The organism is Paraburkholderia caledonica NBRC 102488 (genome assembly GCF_000685095.1).
GTDB classification, from domain to species: Bacteria; Pseudomonadota; Gammaproteobacteria; order Burkholderiales; family Burkholderiaceae; genus Paraburkholderia; species Paraburkholderia caledonica.
In genome coordinates, this window is record NZ_BAYE01000004.1 from 80,370 (window position 1) to 105,938 (window position 25,569).

Sequence of the window (25,569 nt, forward strand, 5' to 3'; positions counted from 1 at the left end):
TCGCGCCCTCTACCATGCGGTGATACGGCGACGCCAACGGAGGCGCAGTTGACACTCGATACGTTCTCTCAAAAAATCCTGCGCCTTTTGCAGCTAGATGCACGCCGCTCGGTGCAAGAAATATCCGACCAGGTCGGTCTGTCGAGCACGCCTTGCTGGCGGCGCATCAAGGACATGGAGCAATCGGGCGTGATCCAGCGCTACACGGCGCTGCTGGATCGCGAAAAACTGGGGCTGCACGTGTGCGCTCTTGCACACATTCACCTTACGCGTCACACCGAGGGCGGCGTCGAACAGTTCGAGCGGGAAATCGCCACTTGCCCCGAAGTGACCGAGTGCTACAGCACCACCGGCGAGTCCGATTACATCCTCAAGATCGTCGCCCCGGACATCAAGGCATACGACACGTTCCTTCACGAACGCATCTTCAAGATTCCAGCGGTTGCTCAGGTACGCACGAGTGTCGTGCTGCGCGAAATCAAATTCGATACGCAACTACCGCTGTGATTCGTGCTGACGTGCGCTGTTAAATAGCCGTGGGCCGTTGGGATGCAACCCGAGCCGGTGCGGACGCGCGCGGTGGCTGGTGAACGCGGATTGCAGCGGCGTGCGACGCGACCGTGCGATGCGTCGCGTCGAATCGCATCCTCGCGCGGCCTAGCTGGTGCCGTGCGGGACCGTGCTCTCGTGACGATCCGCGCCCGCTCCGGCCTGCGTTGACGAACCGCTTTGTGTTGACGGCGTGTCGACTTCGCGCAGCACATCGAGCTTGCGCGCGCCAAGGCGGCGCTTGAGCGCAGCAAGGTCGACACGTTTAAGCGCCCCCGTGCTTTCGCTGTCGTCATCGCGCAAAGACTGCGCGGGCAGTACAACCTCGACGTCGAGCCCGGTGCTCAAATAATGAATGTTGACCGCCGCGGCCTTGAGACCGACGGTCGCCAACGCCGCGTTCACGTCGGCAACGATCCGCTCGCGCGAAGGCAACCCCACCGGCGGATGCGCGACCGCATCGTTCTCTGGATCGACGTGGATCAGCGCGTCGAGCACACGGTTGTCGCTCAACACACGCAGGCGTGCACTCTCAGCGATGTAATGCCCCTCGGACACCGAGATCAGCGGATCGACCAGAATATGTGCGTCGACTAGCGCGAAGTCGCCCATTTTTCGCGTTCGTAGTTCGTGCACGTCGCGCACGCCCGGCGTCGATAGCAGCAGTGCGCGCATGTCGGCAGTGGCGGCTTCGTCCAGCGCGCGGTCCGACAGATCCTGCAGCGCGTCCCACCCGAACATCCAGCCCATGCGCGCCACCATGAAACCGACGATTGCGGCGGCGATGGGATCGAGCAGCCGCACGCCGGCGAGACTTCCGAGAATACCCAGCGCGACCACCAGCGACGACGCCGCGTCCGACCGCGCATGCCACGCGTTTGCAATCAGCATGGCCGAGCGCACGCGCTGCGCTTCGCGCAGCATGTAGCGGAACAGTCCTTCTTTGGAAAAGAGCACGAGCACTGCCACGAACAGAGCGCTCAGATGAACAGCCGGAATGTTGTCGAGATCGGCGAGCCGAGTGCCGGCACGCCACAACATGCCGACGCCAACTGCAATGAGCAGCGCGCCAAGAAATAACGAAGCGACCGTTTCGTAACGGCTATGCCCGTAATTGTGATCCGCGTCCGGCTTTGCGCCGCTGTGCCTATTGGCGAACAGCACGACAAAATCTGAAATCAGATCGGCAAGAGAATGGATGCCGTCGGCCACAAGTGCCTGCGAGTGCGCGAACACGCCGATGGCGATTTGCAGCGCCATCAATACGGCATTCAGCGCAATGCTGACAAACGTACTTTTGCGCGCGACGCGGTGTTTCTCGGCGGACTCAACAGCGGCGGAAGGCATCTTGAAGGAGGCAGGAGTTCAATGCCTACATTCTACCCGCCGGGCCTTTTTAAACTGCACCGACTCGAAAAATATCCATAAAAATCAGCCGCTTATGAAAACGAAAAGCATTCGCATTCCAATTACGCGAAGTAGCGCATGCGGCAACTTTGGGCAAGTTAGGCGCGACAATGAAAAGGCCGCGTTCTGAACAGCACGCGACCTTTCATGACGAAGCAGCAGCGCTCGCGCGACCGACTAGTATTCGTATTACATTTAATGGGGCAGCCATTTACATCTGAGTAATTCCGAGGGAATTACTTTTGAATCAGAAACTTCTCACGATCCAAACCGGCAATCCACCGCGGCGGTTTGCCGCGCCCGGACCAAGTGCTGCCGGATTCCGGGTCACGATACTTCGGTGCAACGCCAGCGCGCGGACGCGCGGCTTTGGCGCCTTTAGGTGCGCGGCCGCCACCCAGTTCGCTAAGCGAGATGCCGTAGTCGGCCATTTTCTGTTTGATTTCGTTCAGCACTTCCGCGTATTCGCGCGACTTAGCCTCTTCGATCTGCTTTTCAAGCTTCTCTCGCTGCGCGAGTAGTTCCTTGTAGGAAGACATAGGTTACCTTGTGGTTTGAATTAACGACTGCCAGTCTTAAGCCAGCTTGCCCTTTGAAGGTGTTCATGCCTCGGAATTTGAACGCGAGATTAACACAAAATAGAAAGACTACAAATGCATCTGCGTGAAACTAATACTTCTTCGTTTCAAAAACTTTCCTTCCCGCGCCGAGTAAGCGCGGTCCCTTTCATTTGCCCACGTCCGCATTTTGCAGAGAAAGGCCGTGTGGTGTCGGTAATTATGGGATTAATTATCAGCAGATGAAAATTAGATATGCTTCACCGGCCAAACATCTCATTTCATGAAAGCTTTGATATGAGACCACGTAACATATTGCGATAGAACTTTTCCGCCGTTTTTTCTGCGATAAGGTCGTTCGCAATCGGCAATAAACGCCTAATTTGTTTGTCGTCGCATGCAATCTTCGAGCGCCGCGTGCAAGGTTTCCCGATCTGGCATTCCGCTGTCGAATGGAAAACGTTTGCGAAGCCCGTCTCTTCTTAAATCAGCTCCATACCGGTCCACGCCGATGAGCTGATAACCGGATCGGTTTGAAAACGCATCGGCGAATTCTCCTATGAGTGCTTCTTCCTGGTCGGCCTCCAGTGCAGGCAGCGGGTCCAGCTCATCGCCGCCAAGCCACCCCATCGCACCGAACCCGCCGATATACCGCAGGCGGTCGAGCGTCATGGTCCAGAACGTAAAGTCGCCCAGAACGAGATAGCGCTCCGCGTCAGGGTGATAGCGCAAATAACGCGCGACGAGTTCCGGCGCCGGATCGACCGGTTCAAACGTTCCCAACAAGGTGACGCGCTGACCATTGAGCACGTCGCCGTCGGGCGCGTCGACGACGAGAAAGCCGGCCCGCGGATCTGCATGCAGGTTATGCGTATGCTCGGCGAGCCGACTCACCAGAATCGTAGGCCGGTGGCGCGCGTCTGGCGCGAATGGCAGCACGGACGGATAAGGGAAACCTTCCGGTTGGCGGGCGTGCGTCGCGAGCGTACCGACGGCCGAGGTATGCAGCAGGTGCAATGGCGCTTGTGCGGGAATGTTCAATTGCTTTCCTTGATAAATAAGCTCTGCTCGCCGGATACCCCAAAGCCCAGTTACATCGGGGACGCCTAAGCTACCGCCCGCGGCCGGCGCTAGCGCTTGCAGTCGGCGCCGATCGCCTCAAGACGCAAGCTTTCATGGTCTCAAGCGCTTCAAGCATAAGACAGCGTGCCTGGTTAGAATCGGAAATTCGCTTTCAGTGCGCTTTCTCCCGCATCTTTCTCCACGAGACTTCCGTGTCCGATCGCTCTTCCGACTTCGCCGCCATCCCCGCCGCTCACCGAGACCTGTCCTACACAGTCCGTCAGCGAGCCCGCATTGCAACCATGGCAGTGTTTTTCATCGCCGGGATGGTGTACGGGTCGTGGGGCGTGCACGTGCCAACCGTGCGCGATCGTTTCCAGCTTAGTCCAGCATTGCTGTCGCTGGCGCTTCTCGCCGTCGCGGGCGGCTCGATCGGCGCGATGGCAGCCAATGCGTCGTGGATCGCGCGTGTCGGCACACGCCGCGCCTGCCTGACCGGCGGCCTCGTGATGGCGGTCTGCGCCGCCTTGATCCTGGTGGTGCCGTATTACTGGCTTCTGCTGATCGTGCTGGCAACGTTCGGCGCGGGCATGGCCACGCTCGATGTCGCCATGAACGCGGAGGCTAGCGCCGTCGAAAAAGCGCTGGGCAAGCCGATCATGTCGTCGTTGCACGGCATGTTCAGCGTCGGCGGGATGTTCGGTGCGGCGGCGGGCGGCGCGCTGCTCGCGCATGGCATGGCGCCGGCCGTGCATCTGGCGTTGGCGGCCACCGTCAGTGCACTGGTGCTGATCGCCGCGTGTCCGGCAGTGTTGCCGCATGTACCGCACGACGAGCATCCGGATTCCGCGACGCCGCGCGCCAACCGTTGGCGATCGCCGGCGTTGTGGGCACTCGGCACCATGGCGCTCGTCGCGCTGATCGCAGAAGGCGCAATGTACGACTGGGCGACCGTCTATATGCGCGACGTCGTCCTCGCCACGCCCGCGCTCGCGAGCGCTGCTTATGCGGCATTTTCCGGCGGCATGGCGGCGGCCCGTTTTGCCGGCGACGCCGTGCGCGCGCGCTTCGGCGCTCCGCAACTCGTAATGGGCAGCGCAACGCTCGCGCTCGCAGGAATGATCGGCGCGCTCCTGCTGCCGACGCCGGTCGCCGCGCTAGTCGGTTTCACTTTGATGGGCCTCGGCTTGGCCAACATGATGCCGGTTCTGTTCGCGGCCGCGGCGAGCGTAAAGGGCATTCACGCAGCCGAAGGCCTCGCGCACGTCGCGGGGCTCGCGTATTTCGGGCTGCTGTTCGGGCCAGTGGTGATCGGTGCGGTTGCGCAGGTGACCAATCTCTCGATCGGGCTTTCCGTTGTCGCCGTGTGTTGTGCGTTGATTGCGTTCGCGGGCCCGAAAGTACTGCGACGCCTGAAAATCTAGCAACAACGTGCTGCATCAATAGAAAAGGCACGCGACCTGACGGTACGCGTGCCTTTTTTAATCATGCGTTCACGGGCAGCGCAAGCTGCCCGCGTACATGCGCTCTTACATCTTCACGACGTCGAGCAGCGTCTTCTTGCCCGACTTGTAGTTGTACAGCGAGATCACGCCGTGCTTCAGGTCGCCCTTCGAATCGAAGGTCGTCTGGCCGATCACACCCTTGTAGTCGGTGTTCGGCATTGCAGCCAGGATCTTCGCCGGATCGGTCGAGCCAGCGCGCTTCATTGCGTCGACGATGATGTACACCGCGTCATACGTGAACGGAGCGTAAATCTGGATCGGCTGGCCAAAACGCTTCAGATACTTTGCCTGGAACGCCGGGCCGCCTTCCATCTTCTCGAGCGCCATGCCGGCTTCCGAGCAGACGATGTTGTCGGTTGCGTCGCCGGCCAGATCGGACAGCTTGTCGGTACACACGCCGTCACCTGCCAGCACCTTCGCACGCAGGCCGAGCTGCTTGGCTTGTTTCGCGAACGGGCCGCCGGTTGCGTCCATGCCGCCGTACATGATGGCGTCCGGATTCTCACCCTTGATCTTCGTCAGAATTGCGCGGAAGTCGACAGCCTTGTCGTTCGTCGCGTCATGCGACATCACGTTCAGGCCCAGCGACTTTGCGGTCTTTTCGAATTCGTTCGCCAGACCCTGGCCATAAGCGGTCGAGTCGTCGACGATCGCGACGCTCTTCACTTTCAGACCCTTGGCTGCGTAGTTAGCCAGTGCCGGACCTTGTTGCGCATCGGTTGCGACGACGCGATACGTCGTCTTGAAACCTTGTTGCGTGTAGGCCGGGTTCGTTGCCGACGGCGAGATCTGCACGATGCCTGCATCGCTGTAGATCTTCGAAGCCGGAATCGACGTACCCGAGTTCAGGTGGCCGACCACTGCGACGACCTTATCGTCGACCAGCTTCTGCGCGACCTGCGTAGCAGTACGCGGGTCGGCTGCGTCGTCTTGTGCGTCGAGTTGCAGCGTGATTTTCTGGCCGCCAATCGTCAGGCCCTTCGCGTTGATTTCTTCAACCGCGAGGCGAGCGCCGTTTTCGTTGTCTTTCCCCAGGTGAGCGATACCGCCAGTCAAAGGTGCAACGTGACCGATCTTGACGACCGTGTCAGCCGCAGCCGATGTTGCCAACGTCGCGAACAGCATCGCCGCAGCGCTGATCGGCAACAGCTTTTGAATCTTGATGTTCATGTAAGTCTCCAGTTTCGGTCCCAAAAACAACGTAATCGCCCTGTGCCCCCGCTTCCCCTTCACGTGTCGCTCAGTCCCGTGGACGACCACGCCGGTTGCATCGTTCATGCACTTGGCCAGCACGTTCGCCGGACTGTTTGTGGCAGGCGGCGACCCGTACTTGCGCGCAAGTGTAGGCTATCAAATTAATTTGTGGGACTTTTTTGAGGAAGTGGGATGAACACTAATAGCGTTTATCCAACAGCGACCGTTTCCGGCTTGCATGACGGCCCGCAGAACTCCAGCCCATGCGGGTTTCCGCTATGTAAAGCGATCATCGAGGAACCCGGCCTCAAGCTTTTAGCGGGTTAAACCGTTAATGGTTCGAATAAGCTTCGAGCGGCTTTTGATTGTGAAAACGACGTGCATCGCAAGCGGGGGCGATGCACGCCTGACTCATGCCGATCAGCGCCCGAATGCCGCAATACGTGCGCTTGCCGCACGCCATTCCTGCTCGAGTTGCTCCATTAGTTCAGCGGCGCCGAAGTCTTCGCGTCGCGCACGGCCCAACGGCGCGCCCTGCCCCGACCATAGCGAGAGATAGTCGCCGTTCTGCGCGCGGGCGGCCGTTTGACGCAACTCTTGCGTCAATGCGTTCTGGACCGGATACGGCGCGATGTTCTGCGGCGTGTCGCTCAAACGCTGCATCAGCGGGTTTCGTATGCCGCGGGCATGACGGCCTGTGATTGCGCGCGTCACCGAAGTCGATGTGTCCGTGATCGAACGCAGCCGCTCTTTCCATGCCTGCGGTATCGCGCTCTCGCGGCTCGTCAAAAACGCGGTGCCCATCACGGCGGCTTGTGCACCGAGCGCAAGCGCGGCGACGATCCCGCGTCCGTCCATGATGCCGCCCGCGGCCAGCACCGGCAGCCCGGTTGCATCGACGAGTTGCGGTACGAGCGCCATCGTGCCGACCAGCGCTTCTTCAAATGAGCCGATGAACGTACCGCGATGCGCGCCCGCCTCCGACCCTTGCGCGGCGATTGCATCGGCGCCGGCATCTCGCCACGCGACACCTTCGGCAACGTGCGTCGCCGTGCCGATTACATATTGACCGTTGGCATGAAGCCGCGCGACGTCCTCGCTCGACAGCACTCCGAAAGTGAAGCTCACCACCGGCACGCGCGACTCGATCAGCGCCTCCAGTTGCGCGCGAAAATCGGGCGCATAGCGTTCGAGCGGCCGGCCCGGCGGCAAGCCGAGATCCGCGCGCACCGGGTCGATTGCTTCGAGCGCGCGGCGCACTGTGGAGTCGTCCGGCGAGGCCGGCTCCAGTACAAACAGATTGACGCCGAACGGACGATCCGTGAGCGCGCGAATCGACGCGATATCGGTTGCAATCTTCTCCGGCGACAGCGCCGCGCCCGCCAGCGTCCCCAGGCCGCCGCTATTCGATACGGCGGCCACCAACTCCGGCGTGGTCGCGCCCGCCATCGGCGCCTGGACGACCGGCACCCGCAATGCAAAACGCTCGGCAAACGGCGTCACAAAATTGACTTCACCCATGATCGATTCTCCTTCGCGCGACCCGCTCTTCGTTACGGCAAACCACTACCGTGGACTCTACCGGCACCACGCGCAACGGAAAAATGAATTATCGAGAACGTTTCAATCGTCTTACGAGATTGCCTTCAGAAGGCGCGTCGCCCGGGCTTCCGAAGGCTGCACGAAAGGCTGCCGGACCCCTGCCTGCAGCGGCTTTCGTTTGATGGCAAACTGACCGCCCGCTTCAGGCATTCGAGCCTCTTGCGTTGACCTGGACTGAATCCGCAGACTCACCTCGCGCGCAACGCGCGACTATGGAGAACATCATGAGCACCACTTCCCGATGGATCGACATCCCTGCCGGCAACGACACGTTCGGCGGCTATCTGGCGTTGCCCAAAGGCGGCAAGGGACCGGCCGTCATCATCATCCAGGAAATTTTCGGCGTGAACAGCCATATTCGCTCGGTCGCCGATCAGTACGCACAAGACGGATATATCGCGCTCGCCCCGGACGTGTTCTGGCGGGTGCAGCCGCGCGTCGAATTGACGTATGAAGGCGCCGACCGCGCCAAGGGCATCGAACTGATGCAAAAGCTCGACGCGAACGAGGCCGCCGACGACATCGGCGCCGCTGCCGCGGCACTGCGCGCGATGCCCGAAGTCACCGGCAAGATCGCCGCCATTGGCTTCTGCTTCGGCGGACGCCTTGCATATATGGCGGCGGCGCGAGGCAGTGTGGACGCCGCAGTCGCCTATTACGGCGGCGGCATCCAGAACCAGCTCGACGAAGCCGCAAAAATCAAGGTGCCGATGCAATTTCATTACGGCGAACTCGACGAGCACATTCCGCTGTCAGCCGTCGGCCAGATTCAGGAGCGCTTTGCGGGCCGCACGGATACCGAATTCCACATCTATCCGAATGCCGATCACGGCTTCAACTGCTGGGACCGCGCGTCGTATAACCTGCGCGCTTCGGCGCTCGCGCATGGCCGCACGCTGACGTTCCTCGGCGAGCGTGCTTAAGTCAAGCCAATAGACGGCACGATGCGCGCGGCTTCTCACGTCTGCGCGTAAGTCGGCTACCCTGTCAAGAACGGCGCGTCGCCAGCGCGCCGTCTTCTTTTGTGCACGCCCATGAGCGGCTCGAATATCGCGGCGCCCTGGTTGCCGCAGCCGCTGGCGCGCATGAATATCCGGTATTCAACATTCGGCAACGAGGGCTCCACCGTCGTGCTATCAGACTATCTTGCCCATGACGCCATCGGCCTCGCCGAACTGGTGCGAACTCGAGAAGCGAGCGCGCGCGAGTTGATCGACACAGCGATCTCGCGCACCGAGGCGGTCAATCCTGCGATCAACGCGATCGTGCTGAAGGACTATGACGCGGCCCGCGAACGCGCGTCGCGTTACGACGCAAGCATGACAAACGGAGCGAATTCCGCGGACGCCGGTAGCAAAGGAACGACGCCGAGCGCGCAGACTGCGCTTGCCGGCGTGCCGTACCTGATCAAAGATCTCGGCGCTCCCGTTGCAGGACTGCGCATGACAATGGGCAGCCGCCACTACCGTCACTTCATTCCCGGCGACGACGCGCCAGTGGTCGCGCTTGCCAGAGCGGCAGGGTTGAACATCTTCGGCAAGACCAGCACTTCCGAGCTGGGCCAGATGCCTTATACGGAGCCCGAACTGTTTGGCGCATGCCGCAATCCGTGGAATCTCGACCATACGCCGGGCGGCTCCAGTGGCGGAGCGGCGGCAGCGGTCGCCGCCGGCATCGTGCCGCTTGCGCATGCGTCGGACGGCGGCGGTTCGATCCGCATCCCTGCATCGTGCTGCGGCCTCTTTGGACTGAAGCCGTCGCGCGGACGCGTGCCGCGCATGCCCGCCGCAGTCACGGCCGGCGAACTCGGCATCGATCACGGCGTATCGCGCAGCGTGCGCGACAGCGCGGTGTTGCTCGACCTTCTTGCTGGCAACGCCGACCGTCCGCTCGGCGCGCCCGGCACGTTTCTCGGCGCGAGTCGCGAGCCGTGCAAACCGCTGAACATCGCTTACGTAACCGAGCCGATGCTTGCGCCGTCCCTCTCCGCCGATGCGCGCGCCGCACTGGAGGACGCCGCGCAACTCGCGAGTTCGCTCGGTCATAACATCGAGCCGATTTCGCTTGGCATCGATTTCGCGGCCGTCAGACACGCATTTCTCACGCTTTGGTCCGTCACCGCGGAAGATCTCGTGCTGAACGCCGAGCGCATTACCGGGCGCAAACCGCTGCGCGACGAGTTCGAAATCTCGACATGGGTGATGGCGCACGTGGGCCGCAAGCTCGGTGAACGCGGCTTGCCTGCTGCGCTCGAAGAACAGCGCCGCATTACCGAACGTTTGACGGGTTTGCTGCAGCGTTACGACGTGATCTTGTGCGCGACGCTTGCGAGCGCGCCAATCAAGATCGGCGAGATGCAGCCGACTTCGACGGAACGCATGCAAATGCGCGCCGTCAGCGCGATGCCGCTTGAGCCGCTGCTAAAGAAGCTGCTTGCCGAAGCGTCGAATAAAGCATTTGCGTGGGCAGGCTGCACGGAGCTGTTCAATCTGAGCGGCCAGCCGGCCATGTCGATACCGCTTTACTGGAATGCACGTGGACTGCCGGTGGGCGTGCAGTTCGCCGCGCGCGACGGTGGCGAAGCGACGCTGTTGCGCCTCGCCGCGCAACTGGAAGCGGCGCGTCCCTGGTTCAACAAACGGCCGCCGCTTATCAAAGCGCGCAGCTAGGCGGCGCAGCTGCTGATTGACTCAGGCTCATCAGCTTCGACACGACTGGCGCTGGGGCGAGCCACGTGAAGAGCGGATAGATGATCGCGAGCGTGAGCAACAGCGATTGCAACGCATTGCCGACGACCGCCGCCACGTCCACGCGAATATTCGGGCCTCTCGACGCCGATGCCATGCGGATATCGAACCTTCGGAAAGTGTCCCGTGATGTTCTGTGTCAGCGTCAATGTGCGTCCGCGCGGCGAAGCCACAAAAAGGGCGTCTGCCGCGCATGGCGGCAGACGCCCAAGTGACAGGTCATTGAACGTGCGCCGCAATATTGCAGCGCTTTTCACGCTACAAGTCAGCGCAGCATGTGGGCCACGCGTTCACGCCTTCTTGTTATACGCGCTGCACCAACCCTTGGCCGCGACCTGCTTGCCGGCGAACATCGGGCACGGCGCGTATGGGTCTGCCGCCTTGCCCTGATAGAAGCTGCAATTGCCGCAGTCCTGGCCCGGCGCGTATTTGGCGAATTTCGCCTTGTCGACCTTGCTGGCGTCTTCCTTGTAGCCGAGCGCTTGTGCAGTCGGATCGCTTTCGGCGACCTTCGGCGCATCGGCGAGCGCCTGGCGGGACAGCGCGAGCGACGAGGCAACACCGATACTGGTGATCAAAAACGTACGACGGGAAGCTTTCATGGGGACTCACTCCATTTATATTGAACTGATCGCCGTTCTATCGACAGCGGTCCCCAAGCATAGCAATGAAGCCGCCGTGCGTGACGGCTCAAATGATAGAGATAAGCGAATCGGTACGAATTGACGCAGCATGGCGTGAGACGCAGCCGCCCTCCTCACGCCCGCCCGCTCAACTCGCAGACCCGTTGCGCGATCGCGAGCGAAGCAGTCAGTCCCGGCGATTCGATGCCGAACAGATTGACCAGTCCGCGCACGCCATGCGCGGCGGACCCTTGAATCACGAAGTCAGCGGCAGGTTCGCCCGGACCGGACAGCTTTGGACGGATGCCCGCATAGGCGGGCTGCAACGCATTGTCGGGAAGCGCGGGCCAGTAGGCGCGGATCGCCGCGTAGAAAGATTCGGCGCGCCGTGGATCGACATCGTAGTTGATTGCATCGACCCATTCGACGTCGGGACCAAAGCGCGCCTGGCCGCCCAGATCGATTGTCAAATGCACGCCGAGTCCCGCTTCATTGGGCATCGGATAAATCAGCCGGCTGAACGGTGCGCGCCCCGAGATACCGAAGTAGTTGCCGCGCGCGAGATAAAGCGACGGCACGTGCCGCGCGTCGAGTCCGCGAATCTTGCGGGCGAGCGCGTTCGCGTGGAGCCCGGCGCTGTTGATCACGCAAGCCGAACTGATGGTGGCAGGCGCGTCGCCGCCCACTTTGATGATGAAGCGGCCATTACTCGCTTCGATTGCCTCCACGGGCGAGTGAAACGCGAACACCGCGCCATCGCGCTCGGCGTCGCCCTGCAACGCAAGCATCAGCTGATGACTGTCGACAATGCCCGTCTGCGGTGAGAAGACCGCCGCCACACATTCTAGCGCCGGTTCGAGCGCCTGCGCCTGGTCGCCGGTAATACGCATCAGGTCGAGCACGCCGTTTTCGCGGCCCTTGTGCATGATGCTTTCCAGCTGCGGAATCTGATTAGACGACGTCGCCACAAGCAGTTTGCCGCAACGCGAATGCGGCACGTTATGCTCGACACAGTAGTCGTAGAGCATCTCGCGCCCTCGCACGCACAGCGTTGCCTTGAGCGAGCCACGTGGATAGTAGATGCCCGCGTGAATCACTTCACTGTTGCGTGAACTCGTGCCTACGCCAATGGCCTCGGCCGCTTCCAGCACGATCACTTCCCGCCCGCGCGCCGCGAGGGCGCGCGCTACCGCGAGCCCGACCACGCCCGCGCCGATTACGACACATTCGATTTGGTCCATGTCCCTCGACGCAGCCAACTTCGCCGCGCGCCGCCTCGTTCACCAATATAGATGACGCCAGCATGCAGCCAACGAGCGCCTTACACCGCTCGCTGGCGAACGCACTGCCGTTTCGCTACCCGCTGCGTGGAATTGTACGACGCCGCACAGAGCTTGATGCCCTTCTTGGTTCCCGAGGCGGCGTAACGCGGGCATCGGCGCCGGAACGAGCGCACAGGAGCGCGCAGGAACGCTCAGAAACCGATCGGTCTGCGACGGTTGCCGTAGTCGAGCCGGATATCGCCGCCGCCTATCTCGTCGCGCCCGTCGATCCGCGCGGCGCCGAAGCCGTTCAGAATCGCGCGGCGCATTTCGCGTGGCGACGCATTCTTCAACGCCTCGAGGGCGCCCTCTCCGATCTGCTCAGGAAAACGCAGACCCCAGTTGTGTGCGCCGCGAATTTCCGCGTAGATGGATTGCGCGATCCGGCGCGCGCCGTCACGGTCCGGCGGCGGAATTTCATACACATTCATCCGGTTCATGATCGGCTCGGGAATCGAGCGCTCGTCGTTGGCTGTGGCGATCCAGATCACATGGCCGGCGTTAATGGGAACTTCAGCGAATTCGTCGATGAAAGTCTGCGCCGTGTCGTGCTCCAGCAACGCGTACAGCGCGCCAAGCGGATCATATTGCGAGTCGCCGGTGGCCTTGTCGATTTCGTCGACCGTGATAACAGGGTTTGCATAGCTGCCGTTCACGAGCGCGTCGAACACTTTGCCCGGCTTCGCATTTTTCCATTGCGACGACGCACCGGAAAGAATCCACCCAGCTGTCAACGAACTCATCGCGACGTAGTGATAAGCCGTGCCGAGCAGGCGCGCTAACTGCTTCGCGAAATGCGTCTTGCCGATGCCGGGGTCGCCGAGCAGCAGAATCGGCATCAGTTCGAGCCGGTCTTCCGTCTCGAGACAGAGGGCGACCTGCTTGCGAATGTCGTCGAGCGGGTCGGCAAAGTTCGGCAGTGCGTCGATCAGATCGTCGATAGACGGCATGCGGTTCGGCTTGACGCAGAAGCGCAGATTGCCGGTTTTCAGCATCTTTTCGTAGGTTGTACGCAGCGCGTCGTTGGCGCCTTCGCCGAGATCGGTCAGAGCGGTCTCGACCTGATCGAGGTCGTACACCTGACTGAACGATGCGACGGCGATTTCCTGTTTGACCATTGCTGTTGTCATTGCTCACCCAGTTCTGGCTGGCCCTGCTCGGCGGCACCCAAGGCGAGCGCCGTTTCAGGTTCAGTTTAACGAGGACAGATCGGCACGCAAGCCAGCAGTCGTGCGGCTCTGCTGCTAACGGCCGGTCGTTTGAGACGGGCGCGGGAAGCGCCGTCCGGATCACCGGCCCAACAGGAAATGCATTGTTGCTGAACCCGGCCCCGTTTAACCTGTCAGAAAAGCGTTCTGCTCTTCAGGCGTAAGATGGCCATCTGACAACGCTGCCGGACGCAGTCACCGGAGATTTGCTTTATGTGGAAAACCAGTATCGTGGCCGTGCTGCTTGGCACTTCGTTGCTCGCACAGGCGCAACAACGGCCGCCGCAGCCGGTCGTTCAATGGGAGCTGCAAGTACTAAGCGACGGTCAACAGATCGACACGTTCGAAGGCACCACCACGGTCGGCCAGGCGCGCACGGATACGCATCACAAGGTGGTTCAGCATAACGTCGGCTGCAAGGATCGGCCGGCCGGCAGCATCGACCTCGCCCGGACGCTAACCGTGTCGCCGTTGCAGGCGGACAGTAACGAGGTCACGCTGTCCATCGAGGCGCAGGAAACTTTCGAGGACTCCGCCGCGCGGCAAACGGACACCGGCTGCAAACTGCCGCCGCAGCCACGTCAGGTGAGCGCGAGCCACCCGGGTCTGAAAGTGGCAGCGGGTCAAACGGCAAGCTGGACGATCGTCGCCAAAGATCCGAACTTGGTCTATCGCGTCCGCGCGAGCCTGACTAACGGGGCAAGCGGGGCGGCAGGCGCGAGTGGCGCGAACGCCACGAACTGAGCGGCAAGGCGAAGGGTCGAAAAGCGAAGCTGAAGAGCCAACCTGAACGTTGTGCGAACAACGCCCGAATAGTCAAAGCCCCGAAAACAGAACACGTGGATAACGCGGCATGCGAAACCCCGAAGAATTGATCCGCGAAAGCACAGCACCCAAAGATTTTGTGGCGGTGAGCTGGAACCTTCACAAAGGTAGAACGCCGCTCGGCTTTCAGGCCTGGCAGGCCATGCAGCGCTGGGTTCAGTCGACCCAGGCCGACGCCTATTTTCTCCAGGAAGCCATGGCGCGGCGCATGCCGTCGCCGGTGCTGGCGAGCGGTTTCGGCGCACCGGTTGCCGATCCGCTAAGCGATGTCTGGCATTGCCAGGCTACCGAGATCGCGCGGGCGCTCCAGCTCGAAATCGCGCTCGGGCCCAACGTCTTCAAGCCGTCGTGGCGACACGGAAATGCGATCCTGTCGCCGCATCCGCTCGATCTGGGCGGACGCTGGGACATCTCCGCGCATCGCTTTGAAAAACGCGGCCTGCTTGTCGCGCGCGCAACGTTCGGCGGGCACTCGGTCACCTTGTTGTGCGCGCACCTTGCCCTCACGCGCTCGGCGCGCTTGCGTCAGATGAACTGGATCGCCCACTGGATTGCGAAGGAAGCGCCGGACGGGCCGCTCGTGCTGGCCGGCGACTTCAACGACTGGCGCAATGATTCGGTGCCACTTTTCGGCGAACATGGCCTGCACGAAGTCGCGACGCTGCTCGGCGAATCCGGCCGAACCTTCCCGGCCTTTTCGCCGGCCCTCGCACTGGACAAGATGTTCATTCGCGGCATGAAACCGATCGAGTGGATTCAACCGACGCAGGAGACCGCGTGGCTCTCCGATCACCTGCCGTACATGGCGCGGTTGCGCGTCGAATGACGGCGTGAAAGTGAAATGGAAGTTGTAAGGGGCGGTGCGACCGCCCCTTTTCTTTACCGCAGCAGCGTGTAGAAGATCCCGGCAGACTCCACGCCCCAAGCGGCTACATCCGCTTAGGCGTCCAGGTCACCGTAGCGGCGAGCTCTTCGCCCGGTTGCAGCACGCAGCCGCCCACATGCTCCCGCGGACCCGAAGCGTTAAAGCAATCGGTCGTATTCGTCACCGGCTCCACACATAGCTGCGACTCGTCGCCGGGCGCAAAAATCACCATATGGTCGAACGGCGCCTCGGCGGTCATCGTCAATTGACGGCTTTCGTCGGGCCATGCAATCGTCGCTTCGCGCGCCCAGTTTGCGAAGTTGTTGTCCAGATCGAAAGCATCCGGAGAGAGACCGTCGCGGCGCAATGCATCGACAGCCGGATGCGGACCAAGATGCGTCGGCAACACGTGAGCGTCGGCGTGCCACATCGCCGCCACATCGGCGTAGATGCGCGTTTGCCGCGTGCGCGGATAGTACGGATGATGTCCCATGCCGAACGGCATCGCCCGCCCCGCCAGGTTTTGCGCCGACAGCGTGATGCGCAACGCCTGATCGCTGAGTTCTATCCGCTGCCGCGCGCGATACCGGAATGGCCAATCGCCGGCAATGCGCGAATCGGGTTCGTGCTCGAAATGCAGATCCACCGAATTTGGCGTGAGCGCGGCAACCTGCCACGGACGTCGCCACGCGTTGCCATGCAGCGCGTGCGCAAAGCGCGGGTCGTTACCGCTGAGATCGACTATGGCGCCGTCGAATCCGAAGCGCGCATCGCGAATCCGGTTGCAATACGGAAAGAGCGGAAAGCTCGCCATGCGCAACGGGTCTTGCCCGGTGAATGCGGCATGCGAAGCGGGCCGCAGCCAGTGCAGGGGACCGTTCGCCGTGCTCTCGTAGAAAGCAGCCAGCGCGCCGCCAATCGCAGGCGCGACCACGAGCCGTAGCGTGCCGGCCGTCAGCGTGACAAGCTGCGGCGCGATGGAAGGATCGTCGAGCCAGGCCAGTTCGGTTGCAGCAGGTAGCTTCGGATTGGCGTAAACGTCGGGCATGTGGAAAGAGAAAACGTGGCGTCGCGCGAAGACGGCTAACGGCTACAGCGCGGACGCTGTTGGCGTCGATGTTCCGCGCCCTCTGCGCGGTCCGTGCGGATCAAGGTCCGCGCGTCGCAGAATCGCACGCCATGGCGCGCCGGTCAATATTATTAGTAATAATCCCAGTTCCAGCCACAGCGAAACACCCCGCCGCCTGCGCAGACCGTGACGGGTTTGCGCGCGTTGCCGCGCGCATATTATTAGTGGTACCGTCAGCACGGAATGTTCAGCATGTCTTCGCTTTAGCGCCGCTGCAGCGCGGCCCGCACAATGAAAAAATCGACTCAACGCCGTCCCACCATGACCGACATCGCTAAATTCACTGGCGTGTCGCAATCGACTGTCTCACTGGTGCTCAACAACGCGACCGGCGCGAAGTTTTCCGAGAATACCCGCAAGAAGATTCTCAAGGCCGCGCACGACCTCGGCTACCGGCTTGCACCGCGCGCACCGGTCGCGGCTTCGAGCGACGAACGCAATCTGATCGTCTATCTCGCCGACGAAATCTCCACGAGCCCGCATCCGGTCGTCAATGTAGACGGCGCCCGCGACGCTGCCTACGCGAGCGGCAAGATGCTGGCGGTCTATTCGACCCACGGCAACGCCGACATCGAAAAGCAGGTGCTCGACACAACGTTGTCGAACCCGCATGTGCTCGGCGTGATTTACGCGACCGTCTATACGCGCAAGGTTTCGCCGCCTGCCGCGCTCTCCCGTGTGCCGACCGTGCTGCTGAACTGCTACACGGGCGACAGCGGCTTTTCGTCGGTCGTGCCGGCCGAAGTCGCGGGCGGTCATCTGGCCACCGACTATCTGCTGCAAGCGGGGCATCGGCGAATTGGCTATATCAACGGCGAGCCGTGGCAGGACGCGTCGAAAGACCGGCTCAAAGGTTACCGAACCGCGCTGGCAACGGCCGATCTGCCATACGCGCCCGAACTGGTGCGCGACGGCGACTGGAGCTCCGGACTCGGCTTCGAGTTGACGCTTTCGCTGATGCGCGAACCCAATCCGCCGACAGCGATTTTCTGCGCGAACGACCTGACCGCGATCGGCGCGATCGAAGCGCTAAAGCAGCTCGGCCTCCGCGTTCCCGATGACGTCTCCGTGCTGGGCTACGACGACCAGGAAATCGCTCGGCATACGCATCCGCCGCTCTCCACGGTGGTGCTGCCGAACTACGAACTGGGACGTTGGGCTGTCGAAACTCTGCTTCAGGAAGAACACAACAGGGCAGCCGGCGCACCGGTGCGGCACCGCATGGTGAAGCTCGACGGACCGCTGGTCGAACGTGCTTCAGTTCGGGTAATTACCGAGGCGAAAAAGCCCATGACTAATATTATTAGTGATTGACCGATAATAATTCTCAGTGAAATAATCGACGCGTCCGGTCGTGGCAAAGTTATCGGGCGAAAGCAAAATCAAAAAGCAAAATACACCTCACCAGGTACTGGAGGAAGACATGGCGTTGCTAAACAAAGAGGCGCGCATGAATGCGCGCACGCAGAAGACTCGTCCGCTGGCGGGTTCACTGCTGGCTCTGGCAGTCGGTCTCGGCGTGGGTCTTGGTGCGATCGCGGCGCACGCTGACGACGCGTTGCCGAAACTGCCCGGCAAGACTCCGCTCAAGGTCGGCTTCGCGCAGACCGAAAGCAATAACCCGTGGCGCCTCGCGGAAACACGCAGCTTCAAGGAAGTGGCCGCGAAATGCGGCTGGCAGCTCGTGATGACCGACGCCAACGGCTCCAACTCCAAGCAGGTGTCCGACATTCAAAGCATGATCGCGCAGCACGTCGATCTGCTGGTGTTCCCGCCGCGCGAAGAAAAGCCACTTGCACCCGTCGTGCTGCAGGCGAAAAAGGCCGGCATTCCGGTGATTCTGGTCGACCGTAACGTCGATCAATCGGTGGCCGTCGCGGGCCGCGACTACATCACGTTCATCGGCTCCGACTTCATCGATCAGGGTCATCGCGCCGCAGAGTGGCTCGTCAAAGCAACGGGCGGCAAGGCGAAGATCATCGAACTCGAAGGCACGACAGGCGCATCCGCAGCGAATGATCGCAAGAAGGGCTTCGACGAAATCATCGCGAAGAATCCGGGCATGACAATCATCGCGTCGCAAAGCGGCGACTTCGCGCGCGACAAAGGCCGTCAAGTGATGGAAACGTTGCTGCAGGCCCATCCGGACGTCACTGCCGTGTACGCGCACAACGACGAAATGGCGCTCGGCGCGATCGCCGCGATCAAGGCGGCGGGCAAGCAGCCAGGCAAAGACATCCAGATCGTCACCATCGACGGCACCAAGGGCGGACTCGACGCAATCGCCGCGGGCGAACTGGGCGCGAGCGTGCAGTCGAGCCCGTTCTTCGGGCCGCTCGCCTGCGACGTCGCTCAGCGTTATGCGAAAGGTGAAAAGATTCCGACCTGGGTCAAGGTGTCGGACCGTTTCTACGACAAGAGCAACGTGCAGCAGAGCATGCAATACGGCTATTGACCGTATTGCTGGCGAAGCTCGCAACCAGGCAGCAAGAAGTCTCCGCCTTGAAACAGTCTCCTCTGCAAGCGGATGACGGAAGGGTTCGAAGCGACGCGCCCGTGAACCACGGACCGTCGCTTCGCTTTTATGCAGCGTAAGATGGTCAGGCGCAAAACGTCGACCGCAGTACGCGCATCAGGAGGACACCTGTGACGCAATCCGGCATGCACACGCCGCACTCCCCGCAGCCTTCGCAGTCTCCAGCTACACGTCCGCTATTGCTCGAGATGCAGGACATCGGCATCAGCTTCGGTGGCGTGCCCGCGTTGCGCGGCGCGAATCTCAGCGTCGCGGCGGGCGAAGTGCACGCGCTGATCGGCCAGAACGGCGCAGGCAAATCCACCATGATCAAGATCCTGACCGGTGCTTATCGGCGCGGCTCGGGCAGCGTGCGCTTCGAGGGCCGCGAAGTCGATTTCCGCACGCCGAAGCAGGCGCGAGAAGCGGGTATCAGTACGATCTATCAGGAGATCAACCTGGTGCCGTTCCGCTCGGTGGCCGAGAACATTTTTCTTGGCCGCGAGCCGCGCCGCTTCGGTCTGATCGATTGGCGCACCGTGCAGCATCGCGCCGCCGCACTACTCGACTCGTTCGGTTTGCATATCGATGTGAAGAAACCGGTGGGTCGCTATTCGACCGCCATTCAGCAAATGGTGGCACTCGCGCGCGCCGTTTCTTCCGACGCGAAGATGGTCATCATGGACGAATCCACTTCGTCGCTCGACGAACGTGAAGTGGAGTTGCTGTTCACCGTGGTGCGCAAGCTGCGTGACGACGGGCGCGCCGTGATCTTCGTGTCGCATCGGCTGGACGAACTGTATGCGCTTTGCGACCGCGTCACGGTGATGCGCGACGGTCAGACCGTTGCGCAAAGCACGATGGCTGAGATGGACAAGCTGCAACTCGTGACGACGATGCTCGGCCGTACGCTTGCTGCCGTCGTCCACGACGATCCCGCAGCACGCGAAGCGAATCTCGCACGACGCGGCAAGCAGGCCATCGCCGCGCGCGATCTCGGCGCGCATCCGAAAGTGAGCGACGTCTCGCTCGAAGTGCATGCGGGCGAAGCCGTGGGTCTGGCGGGCCTGCTCGGTTCAGGGCGTACCGAAACCATGCGGCTGATGTTCGGCGCCGATCCGCTGGAGCGCGGGTCGGTTTCGATCGACGGTGCAACGGTAACGCTGAAATCGCCGCAAGACGCAATCGCGCGCGGTCTCGCGTATCTGACCGAAGACCGCAAGGCCGAAGGCATCGTTCCGGAACTGTCGGTGCGCGACAACCTCACGCTCGTCTGTCTGCGCACGTTGACGAGAAACGGCATCGTCGATGTGAAGAAACAGCAGGCGATTGTCGACCGCTTCATTGCGTCGCTCGGCATCAAGCTGCGCTCTGCCGATCAACCCATCCGCGAACTGTCGGGCGGCAATCAGCAGAAAGTGCTGCTCGCGCGTTGGCTCGCCGCCGAGCCGTCGCTTTTGCTGCTCGACGAACCGACGCGCGGCATCGACGTGGGTGCAAAGGCGGATGTCGCGAAGATCGTGCGCGAATTGCGCGACGCGGGACTCGCGGTGCTCATGTCCGCTTCTGAGCTGGAAGAGCTGACGGCGGTGGCCGACCGCGCGGTCGTGATTCGCGACGGCCGGACCGTCGCGGAACTGAACGGCGCCGAAATGAGCGAGAGCGCGATCATGGACGCCATCGCCTACGGCGGCGACAGCAGTTCGCAGCTGGCCGAAGCGGCGCAGTCGGCGAGTGCCGCTCATATCGAAGACGCGCTGGAGGGCGACCGTCATGGTGTTTAAGCTGGACACGGAGTCTATGCAAAGCGAGCCGCAGGCCGGGCAGGAAGCCAGACCGCAACCCGGCAGCGAAGCGTCGCCTCAGCGGACAAGTTCGCCGACTTCCCAAGCCACCGGCGTGCGCAACTGGCGGCGCCTCGCGATGCAACGAGAAGTGATCGTCCTGCTCGCGATGGTGCTGTTCAACCTGATCTTCACGCCGCATTTCTGGTCGCTACAGACGTTCAACGTGAATCTCACGCAGGTGGTGACGATCGTGATCGTCGGGATCGGCATGACGCTCGTGGTCGCGACAGGCGGCATCGATTTGTCGGTCGGCGCGTCGATGGCCATCTCGGGCGCGCTCGCACCGATGCTGTTCCTCAACATACCCGGACCCGGCGGCATCGCTCTGGCGTTTGTACTGCCGGTGCTGGCCGCGGCGTTGTGCGGTGTCTTCAACGGATTGCTGGTAACAAGGCTCGCCGTTCAACCGATTGTCGCGACGCTCGTACTCTTCATCGCCGGACGCGGCATTGCCCAGGTCGTCACCGACGGCAGCCTGCAGGCATTCAATACGCCGGCCTTCCAGTGGATTGCGCTTGGCAAGGTCGCGGGCGTGCCGTTCCAGGTGCTCCTCATGCTCGCGCTGGTGGTCGCATTCGCGTGGGTCGTGCGTAAGACGCTGTTCGGCCAGTATCTGCTGATCACCGGCGGCAACGAGAAGGCGGCTTATCTGTCGGGCGTGCCGACGGCGAGCGTCAAGCTGATCGCCTACACGCTGTGTGCGGCGCTGGCCGGACTCGCGGGGCTGATCTCGATCTCCGTTAATTCTTCGTCGGATGCGAACGTGGTCGGGCTCGGCATCGAACTCGATGCGATCGCAGCGGTCGCGGTGGGCGGCACGGCGCTGACCGGCGGCAAGGCGTTTATCGGCGGCACGCTGGTCGGCGCGTTGATCATCCAGTTGCTGCGATACACGTTGCTCGCGCACGGCATTCCCGATGCAGCCGCGCTCGTGGTGAAGGCCGGCATTATCGTCGCCGCGGTGTACGTGCAGCGGCGCTCGCGCTAACGTCAGGAACCTTATCGCGATGAAAAAGAATCTGCCTATCCTGCTCGCGCTGGTTGCGCTCGTCGTGCTCGGCCTCGTGCGCTACCAGCATTTCGCGTCGGCGTACAACATCACTTCGTTCTGGCGCTACAACTCGATGTTCGCACTGATCTCGGTCGGCATGGCGTTCGTGATCATCACGGGCGGCATCGACTTGTCTGTGGGAACGGTCGCGGCCATGTCGAGCGTCGTGGCCGCACTGGCGAGCGCGCACGGAGGCTGGGTCGCCGTGGTCGCGGGTTGCGCGGCCGGGCTTGCCGTCGGCGTGCTGAACGGAGTGATCATCACGCGGCTGAAAATCCTGCCCTTCATCGTGACGCTCGCGACGAGCCTCGGCGCACACGGCGTCGCGCTGCTGCTCGGCAAGAACGATGCAGTGTCGATCGCCTCGGATTCGAATTTCGCTAATTTCGGCCAAGGCGATCTGTTCGGCTTGCCCATTCCCGGCATCGTCGCCGCGCTGGTCGCCGTGGCCGGCTGGCTTGCGCTGCGCAGCACGCGCTTCGGGCGGCATTCGCTCGCCATCGGCGGAAGTGAGGAAGCGGCGCGGCTGATGGGCCTGAACGTGGACCGCACGCTCGTGATGGCCTATGCGGTCAGCGGCCTGCTCGCCGGCATGGCGGGCGTGATCCTGGCCGCGCAGTTCGGCGCTGGGCAGCCGAACGAGGGCGTCGGCTGGGAGTTGTTCGCGATCTCCGCAGTGGTGCTCGGCGGCACGTTGCTCACGGGCGGAGAAGGCTCGATTGCAATGACGATTGCCGGCGTGTTGTTGCTCGGCCTCGTGTTCAATCTGCTGAACTTCGAGAACGGCCTCGGGTTTATCAGCCTGTCGGCGTACTGGCAATCGGTGATTCGAGGCGTGTTTCTGCTGCTCGTCATCGTTTTGCAAGCAAGAGTGTTGAAGCAGCGGAGCAACAAGCGGATGGACGCAGCCGCGCAGAGTTAGGCGCGGTGGACTGGGTAGAGCGCGGCGCCCAGCCGCGCCGGGCTGCCGCCAGGCCGCTCCATGCGGCTTTTTCTGGCGCGTTTGCCTGCTTTATCGGCAGGGTCTATGCTGCGCCGCACGGCAGGTTTCGGTATTATCCCGAAAATGTTGGCCGCGGCGCACCTACCCGGCGCAAGCCGACAGCCAATGGCGACCGCCCGTCGCGGCTTTCGCCCATCGCCGTACCCATGGTGAAGCGCGGCTGCAATCACGCCAGGTTTTCCCGCCGCCGATCGCACTCGGATCGCACTCAGATCCGGCGCGGGCGCTTTCAAACCAGTGATCCGCTTGACGACCGCAGGCCGATAACCGTCGCCTGGACTGCTGTATCGGTGCCAGGCGCAGTGCTTTTGGCCGCGCTTCTGGCGGCGCTTGTCTCTGTATTTGTCGCGCCCTATCGCCCGCGCCACGGCCCACCGGCTGCGGGCGCGGTAAAATAATGGATTGCGCGCACTTCCCGTTCGCGGGTGAGCGCAGCATCGCCCTTGCCGTGCCGGCCGGCTTGAACGACTGGCCGCCTTTGTTTTCGCACTATCCAAGAAGCCATGAGCAACCTCAATTCACAAACCGTCCTGAGCGTCCATCACTGGACCGATACGCTTTTCAGCTTCACCTGCACGCGCGATCCGTCGTTCCGTTTCGAAAACGGCCAGTTCACGATGGTGGGCCTCGAAGTCGACGGCAAGCCGCTGATCCGCGCTTACAGCCTCGCAAGTGCGAACTACGAAGAACATCTCGAATTCCTGAGCATCAAGGTGCAGGACGGCCCGCTCACGTCGCGTTTGCAGCACCTGAAGGTGGGCGACCAGGTGCTGATCGGCAAAAAGCCGGTCGGCACGCTGATGGCCGACAACCTGCTGCCGGGCAAGACGCTGTGGCTGTTGTCCACCGGCACGGGCCTCGCGCCGTTCATGTCGATCATTAAAGATCCGGACATTTACGACCGTTACGAGCGCGTGGTTCTCACGCACACCTGCCGTTTCGTCGACGAACTGGCGTACAAGGAATACATCACCGACCACCTGCCGGCGCACGAGCATCTCGGCGAACTGGTGCAGGAAAAGCTTCTGTATTACCCAACCGTCACGCGTGAGCCGTTCCAGAACCGTGGCCGCATTACCGAACTGATCGAAACCGAAAAGCTGTTCGCCGACCTCGGCGTGCCCGGCTTCTCGCTCGAAGACGACCGCGTGATGCTCTGCGGCAGCCCGCACATGCTGCGCGACACGCGCAAACTGCTCGACGACCTGGGCTTCCAGGAAGGCAGCAACAATGCGCCGGGCCATTACGTGGTGGAAAAAGCGTTCGTCGGTTAAGCCGATTGTCGCGGCCCGCGCCGCAAGTCGCGTAAAAGGAGCCTTCTGGCTCCTTTTTTTTCGCAGTTACAATTGGGCGTCACATAATTGACGTTTAATGTTGGAATTCTTCCTACAAAAGCGCCAGTGACCGACGTCGATCATTGCTCCTGATATTCGCGCTAACCCTTGGTGCGCCTGTATTTTTCCTCTTTTTAAGATATGATCGCGGCGCACTGGCGGTCGATTTTGTTGTGGCTCCTGGTGCGCCGCGCTTGTTACTGAATGTAAATTTCGTTACGTTTGCGGTCGCGAATTTGCCTCGCGCTTTTTCCAATGCGGGCCGTCCGCGGTGTGCTGAGACCTTATGCATTCTTTCGTTTTCGCGGCGCCGATGCGCCACTCTGTCGTTGTCCGCGCCGCTTGCTGAGAGAAAGTCATGGATACGTCGACTGTTGTCCGATTAACCGCCCATTCGCCGACGCCGTTGCTGCGCGACGGTTTCGACGCGAGCGGTGTGACCGCTGCGTCGGCTGAGCGCGAACTCGCGCGGCTGCGCGCTCGGGTGCGTGAACTTTCCACGGAACTCCTCAGGGCGCAGGAAGCGGCTTGCCGCCATGTTGCGCGCGAACTGCACGACGGCGTGGGCGCCGAGTTGACCGCCACGCGCTTCGCGCTCGCCGGCGTTGAAACATGGTTACCCGCCGACGCTCCCGCACAATGCTCGGCGGCGCTCGCCGTCGCGAACCGCTCGCTCGACGCCGTCTGCACCGCGACGCGTCAGGCCGTGGCGGAACTGCACGCACCGGCGCTAGAAGCGGGCATCGTCGGCGCGCTTTCGCAATGGACCGGTGATTTCGCCGCGCGCACGCAGTTGCGCACGAGTTTCGTCTGCGCGGCCGACGTCCGTCTCACGCGGCTACCCGGCGACGCAGCGCTAGCCGTGTTTCGCGTCGCGCAGGAGGCGCTCAACAACATCGCCAAACATGCACGCGCCCAATCCGCCGACGTACGCATCGAGACAAGCCGCCGCCACCTCACGCTGATAGTCAGCGACGACGGAATCGGCGTTTCGCGCAACGCCCAGCGGCGCAATGGTCATTTCGGCTTGAGCGGAATGAAGGCGCGCTGCGCCGCCTTCGACGGCACGCTGCGCGTAGCTGCGCGGCGCGACAAGAACGACAGCCCGCGCGGTAACAGCGGCGAAGTCCCGCGCGGCACGCTCGTGCGCGCGCGCTTCGCGTGGGACGCGATGCTCGCCGACGGGCACGCCGCCGGACTGCGCGCGGTGCAATCGTGAGCGAG

23 protein-coding genes are annotated in these 25,569 nt (G+C 62.1%); 13 read left to right on the forward strand and 10 right to left on the reverse strand.

What is annotated here, in order from left to right; all coding sequences use genetic code 11:
- The first annotated feature begins 48 nt into the window (after positions 1-48).
- On the forward strand, positions 49-507 hold the full coding sequence (locus BCA01S_RS09825; protein WP_006050474.1) for an Lrp/AsnC family transcriptional regulator: 459 nt from the start codon (positions 49-51) through the stop codon (positions 505-507).
- A 150-nt stretch (positions 508-657) separates the two neighbouring features.
- Here the strand turns inward: BCA01S_RS09825 and BCA01S_RS09830 are convergent, their stop codons facing one another.
- The 3 genes from BCA01S_RS09830 to BCA01S_RS09840 form a co-directional block, all read right to left on the reverse strand.
- Positions 658-1,896 (reverse strand): cation diffusion facilitator family transporter, encoded by a 1,239-nt coding sequence (locus BCA01S_RS09830; protein ID WP_027776757.1) that lies wholly within the window; start codon positions 1,894-1,896, stop codon positions 658-660.
- A 296-nt stretch (positions 1,897-2,192) separates the two neighbouring features.
- Positions 2,193-2,495, reverse strand: coding sequence for an H-NS histone family protein (locus BCA01S_RS09835; RefSeq protein WP_020067195.1), 303 nt, complete (start codon positions 2,493-2,495; stop codon positions 2,193-2,195).
- Between the two features lie 396 nt (positions 2,496-2,891).
- Complete coding sequence (locus BCA01S_RS09840; protein WP_027776758.1) at positions 2,892-3,554, reverse strand: HugZ family pyridoxamine 5'-phosphate oxidase; 663 nt, start codon at positions 3,552-3,554, stop codon at positions 2,892-2,894.
- Positions 3,555-3,787: 233 nt separating this feature from the next.
- On the opposite strand from BCA01S_RS09840, the gene BCA01S_RS09845 reads away from it, so the two are divergent.
- Positions 3,788-4,999, forward strand: a complete 1,212-nt coding sequence (locus BCA01S_RS09845) for an MFS transporter (RefSeq protein ID WP_027776759.1) — start codon at positions 3,788-3,790, stop codon at positions 4,997-4,999.
- A gap of 105 nt (positions 5,000-5,104) precedes the next feature.
- Here the strand turns inward: BCA01S_RS09845 and BCA01S_RS09850 are convergent, their stop codons facing one another.
- Both BCA01S_RS09850 and BCA01S_RS09860 read right to left on the reverse strand, forming a co-directional pair.
- Positions 5,105-6,250, reverse strand: coding sequence for a branched-chain amino acid ABC transporter substrate-binding protein (locus BCA01S_RS09850; protein ID WP_020067198.1), 1,146 nt, complete (start codon positions 6,248-6,250; stop codon positions 5,105-5,107).
- Positions 6,251-6,694: 444 nt separating this feature from the next.
- Positions 6,695-7,795, reverse strand: a complete 1,101-nt coding sequence (locus tag BCA01S_RS09860) for an NAD(P)H-dependent flavin oxidoreductase (RefSeq protein ID WP_027776760.1) — start codon at positions 7,793-7,795, stop codon at positions 6,695-6,697.
- Between the two features lie 305 nt (positions 7,796-8,100).
- Here BCA01S_RS09860 and BCA01S_RS09870 point away from each other — a divergent pair, with 305 nt between their 5' ends.
- Both BCA01S_RS09870 and BCA01S_RS09875 read left to right on the forward strand, forming a co-directional pair.
- On the forward strand, positions 8,101-8,799 hold the full coding sequence (locus BCA01S_RS09870) for a dienelactone hydrolase family protein (RefSeq protein ID WP_027776761.1): 699 nt from the start codon (positions 8,101-8,103) through the stop codon (positions 8,797-8,799).
- Between the two features lie 207 nt (positions 8,800-9,006).
- Positions 9,007-10,545 (forward strand): amidase, encoded by a 1,539-nt coding sequence (locus BCA01S_RS09875; protein ID WP_027776762.1) that lies wholly within the window; start codon positions 9,007-9,009, stop codon positions 10,543-10,545.
- On the opposite strand, the gene BCA01S_RS09880 is transcribed toward BCA01S_RS09875, so the two are convergent.
- From BCA01S_RS09880 to BCA01S_RS09895, 4 genes are all read right to left on the reverse strand, one after another.
- Positions 10,529-10,720, reverse strand: a complete 192-nt coding sequence (locus tag BCA01S_RS09880; protein ID WP_027776763.1) for a hypothetical protein — start codon at positions 10,718-10,720, stop codon at positions 10,529-10,531. The two genes, BCA01S_RS09875 and BCA01S_RS09880, sit on opposite strands and share 17 nt — an antisense overlap.
- 193 nt (positions 10,721-10,913) lie before the next feature.
- Positions 10,914-11,225 carry a high-potential iron-sulfur protein gene (locus tag BCA01S_RS09885; RefSeq protein ID WP_020067203.1) on the reverse strand — a complete coding sequence of 104 codons (312 nt, stop codon included), beginning with the start codon at positions 11,223-11,225 and terminating at the stop codon, positions 10,914-10,916.
- A 155-nt stretch (positions 11,226-11,380) separates the two neighbouring features.
- On the reverse strand, positions 11,381-12,487 hold the full coding sequence (locus BCA01S_RS09890; RefSeq protein ID WP_027776764.1) for an NAD(P)/FAD-dependent oxidoreductase: 1,107 nt from the start codon (positions 12,485-12,487) through the stop codon (positions 11,381-11,383).
- Between the two features lie 233 nt (positions 12,488-12,720).
- A complete protein-coding gene (locus BCA01S_RS09895; RefSeq protein ID WP_027776765.1) occupies positions 12,721-13,698 on the reverse strand; it encodes an AAA family ATPase in 978 nt (325 codons plus the stop codon).
- Positions 13,699-13,989: 291 nt separating this feature from the next.
- Here BCA01S_RS09895 and BCA01S_RS09900 point away from each other — a divergent pair, with 291 nt between their 5' ends.
- Positions 13,990-14,520 carry a hypothetical protein gene (locus BCA01S_RS09900; protein ID WP_027776766.1) on the forward strand — a complete coding sequence of 177 codons (531 nt, stop codon included), beginning with the start codon at positions 13,990-13,992 and terminating at the stop codon, positions 14,518-14,520.
- A gap of 109 nt (positions 14,521-14,629) precedes the next feature.
- Positions 14,630-15,427, forward strand: coding sequence for an endonuclease/exonuclease/phosphatase family protein (locus tag BCA01S_RS09905; RefSeq protein ID WP_027776767.1), 798 nt, complete (start codon positions 14,630-14,632; stop codon positions 15,425-15,427).
- Between the two features lie 103 nt (positions 15,428-15,530).
- Here BCA01S_RS09905 and BCA01S_RS09910 read toward each other — a convergent pair whose 3' ends face one another.
- Positions 15,531-16,514 (reverse strand): aldose 1-epimerase, encoded by a 984-nt coding sequence (locus BCA01S_RS09910; protein WP_042318380.1) that lies wholly within the window; start codon positions 16,512-16,514, stop codon positions 15,531-15,533.
- A 342-nt stretch (positions 16,515-16,856) separates the two neighbouring features.
- On the opposite strand from BCA01S_RS09910, the gene BCA01S_RS09915 reads away from it, so the two are divergent.
- The 7 genes from BCA01S_RS09915 (at position 16,857) to BCA01S_RS09945 (ending at position 25,564) form a co-directional block, all read left to right on the forward strand.
- A complete protein-coding gene (locus tag BCA01S_RS09915; protein WP_027776769.1) occupies positions 16,857-17,909 on the forward strand; it encodes a LacI family DNA-binding transcriptional regulator in 1,053 nt (350 codons plus the stop codon).
- 109 nt (positions 17,910-18,018) lie between these two features.
- Positions 18,019-19,050 (forward strand): ABC transporter substrate-binding protein, encoded by a 1,032-nt coding sequence (locus BCA01S_RS09920; RefSeq protein WP_027776770.1) that lies wholly within the window; start codon positions 18,019-18,021, stop codon positions 19,048-19,050.
- A gap of 191 nt (positions 19,051-19,241) precedes the next feature.
- Positions 19,242-20,894, forward strand: coding sequence for a sugar ABC transporter ATP-binding protein (locus BCA01S_RS09925; protein WP_027776771.1), 1,653 nt, complete (start codon positions 19,242-19,244; stop codon positions 20,892-20,894).
- Positions 20,884-21,945: an ABC transporter permease gene (locus BCA01S_RS09930; protein WP_027776772.1), complete on the forward strand. Its 1,062-nt coding sequence runs from the start codon at positions 20,884-20,886 to the stop codon at positions 21,943-21,945. The genes BCA01S_RS09925 and BCA01S_RS09930 overlap by 11 nt, the downstream gene beginning before the upstream one ends.
- 19 nt (positions 21,946-21,964) lie before the next feature.
- Positions 21,965-22,930 carry an ABC transporter permease gene (locus tag BCA01S_RS09935; RefSeq protein ID WP_027776773.1) on the forward strand — a complete coding sequence of 322 codons (966 nt, stop codon included), beginning with the start codon at positions 21,965-21,967 and terminating at the stop codon, positions 22,928-22,930.
- 584 nt (positions 22,931-23,514) lie between these two features.
- Positions 23,515-24,285, forward strand: coding sequence for a ferredoxin--NADP reductase (locus BCA01S_RS09940; RefSeq protein WP_020067214.1), 771 nt, complete (start codon positions 23,515-23,517; stop codon positions 24,283-24,285).
- 418 nt (positions 24,286-24,703) lie between these two features.
- Positions 24,704-25,564, forward strand: coding sequence for a sensor histidine kinase (locus BCA01S_RS09945; protein WP_027776774.1), 861 nt, complete (start codon positions 24,704-24,706; stop codon positions 25,562-25,564).
- Positions 25,565-25,569: the final 5 nt, after the last annotated feature.

What these genes read in the sequence shown, in the direction of transcription:
- BCA01S_RS09905 (WP_027776767.1), top strand. Translation starts at nt 14,630, where the DNA reads ATGCGAAACCCCGAAGAATTGATCCGCGAAAGCACAGCACCCAAAGAT.
- BCA01S_RS09850 (WP_020067198.1), bottom strand. Translation starts at nt 6,250, where the DNA reads ATGAACATCAAGATTCAAAAGCTGTTGCCGATCAGCGCTGCGGCGATG.
- BCA01S_RS09830 (WP_027776757.1), bottom strand. Translation starts at nt 1,896, where the DNA reads ATGCCTTCCGCCGCTGTTGAGTCCGCCGAGAAACACCGCGTCGCGCGC.
- BCA01S_RS09935 (WP_027776773.1), top strand. Translation starts at nt 21,965, where the DNA reads ATGAAAAAGAATCTGCCTATCCTGCTCGCGCTGGTTGCGCTCGTCGTG.
- BCA01S_RS09885 (WP_020067203.1), bottom strand. Translation starts at nt 11,225, where the DNA reads ATGAAAGCTTCCCGTCGTACGTTTTTGATCACCAGTATCGGTGTTGCC.
- BCA01S_RS09895 (WP_027776765.1), bottom strand. Translation starts at nt 13,698, where the DNA reads ATGACAACAGCAATGGTCAAACAGGAAATCGCCGTCGCATCGTTCAGT.
- BCA01S_RS09915 (WP_027776769.1), top strand. Translation starts at nt 16,857, where the DNA reads ATGACCGACATCGCTAAATTCACTGGCGTGTCGCAATCGACTGTCTCA.
- BCA01S_RS09900 (WP_027776766.1), top strand. Translation starts at nt 13,990, where the DNA reads ATGTGGAAAACCAGTATCGTGGCCGTGCTGCTTGGCACTTCGTTGCTC.
- BCA01S_RS09920 (WP_027776770.1), top strand. Translation starts at nt 18,019, where the DNA reads ATGGCGTTGCTAAACAAAGAGGCGCGCATGAATGCGCGCACGCAGAAG.
- BCA01S_RS09860 (WP_027776760.1), bottom strand. Translation starts at nt 7,795, where the DNA reads ATGGGTGAAGTCAATTTTGTGACGCCGTTTGCCGAGCGTTTTGCATTG.
- BCA01S_RS09910 (WP_042318380.1), bottom strand. Translation starts at nt 16,514, where the DNA reads ATGCCCGACGTTTACGCCAATCCGAAGCTACCTGCTGCAACCGAACTG.
- BCA01S_RS09945 (WP_027776774.1), top strand. Translation starts at nt 24,704, where the DNA reads ATGGATACGTCGACTGTTGTCCGATTAACCGCCCATTCGCCGACGCCG.
- BCA01S_RS09870 (WP_027776761.1), top strand. Translation starts at nt 8,101, where the DNA reads ATGAGCACCACTTCCCGATGGATCGACATCCCTGCCGGCAACGACACG.
- BCA01S_RS09890 (WP_027776764.1), bottom strand. Translation starts at nt 12,487, where the DNA reads ATGGACCAAATCGAATGTGTCGTAATCGGCGCGGGCGTGGTCGGGCTC.
- BCA01S_RS09835 (WP_020067195.1), bottom strand. Translation starts at nt 2,495, where the DNA reads ATGTCTTCCTACAAGGAACTACTCGCGCAGCGAGAGAAGCTTGAAAAG.
- BCA01S_RS09930 (WP_027776772.1), top strand. Translation starts at nt 20,884, where the DNA reads ATGGTGTTTAAGCTGGACACGGAGTCTATGCAAAGCGAGCCGCAGGCC.
- BCA01S_RS09940 (WP_020067214.1), top strand. Translation starts at nt 23,515, where the DNA reads ATGAGCAACCTCAATTCACAAACCGTCCTGAGCGTCCATCACTGGACC.
- BCA01S_RS09880 (WP_027776763.1), bottom strand. Translation starts at nt 10,720, where the DNA reads ATGGCATCGGCGTCGAGAGGCCCGAATATTCGCGTGGACGTGGCGGCG.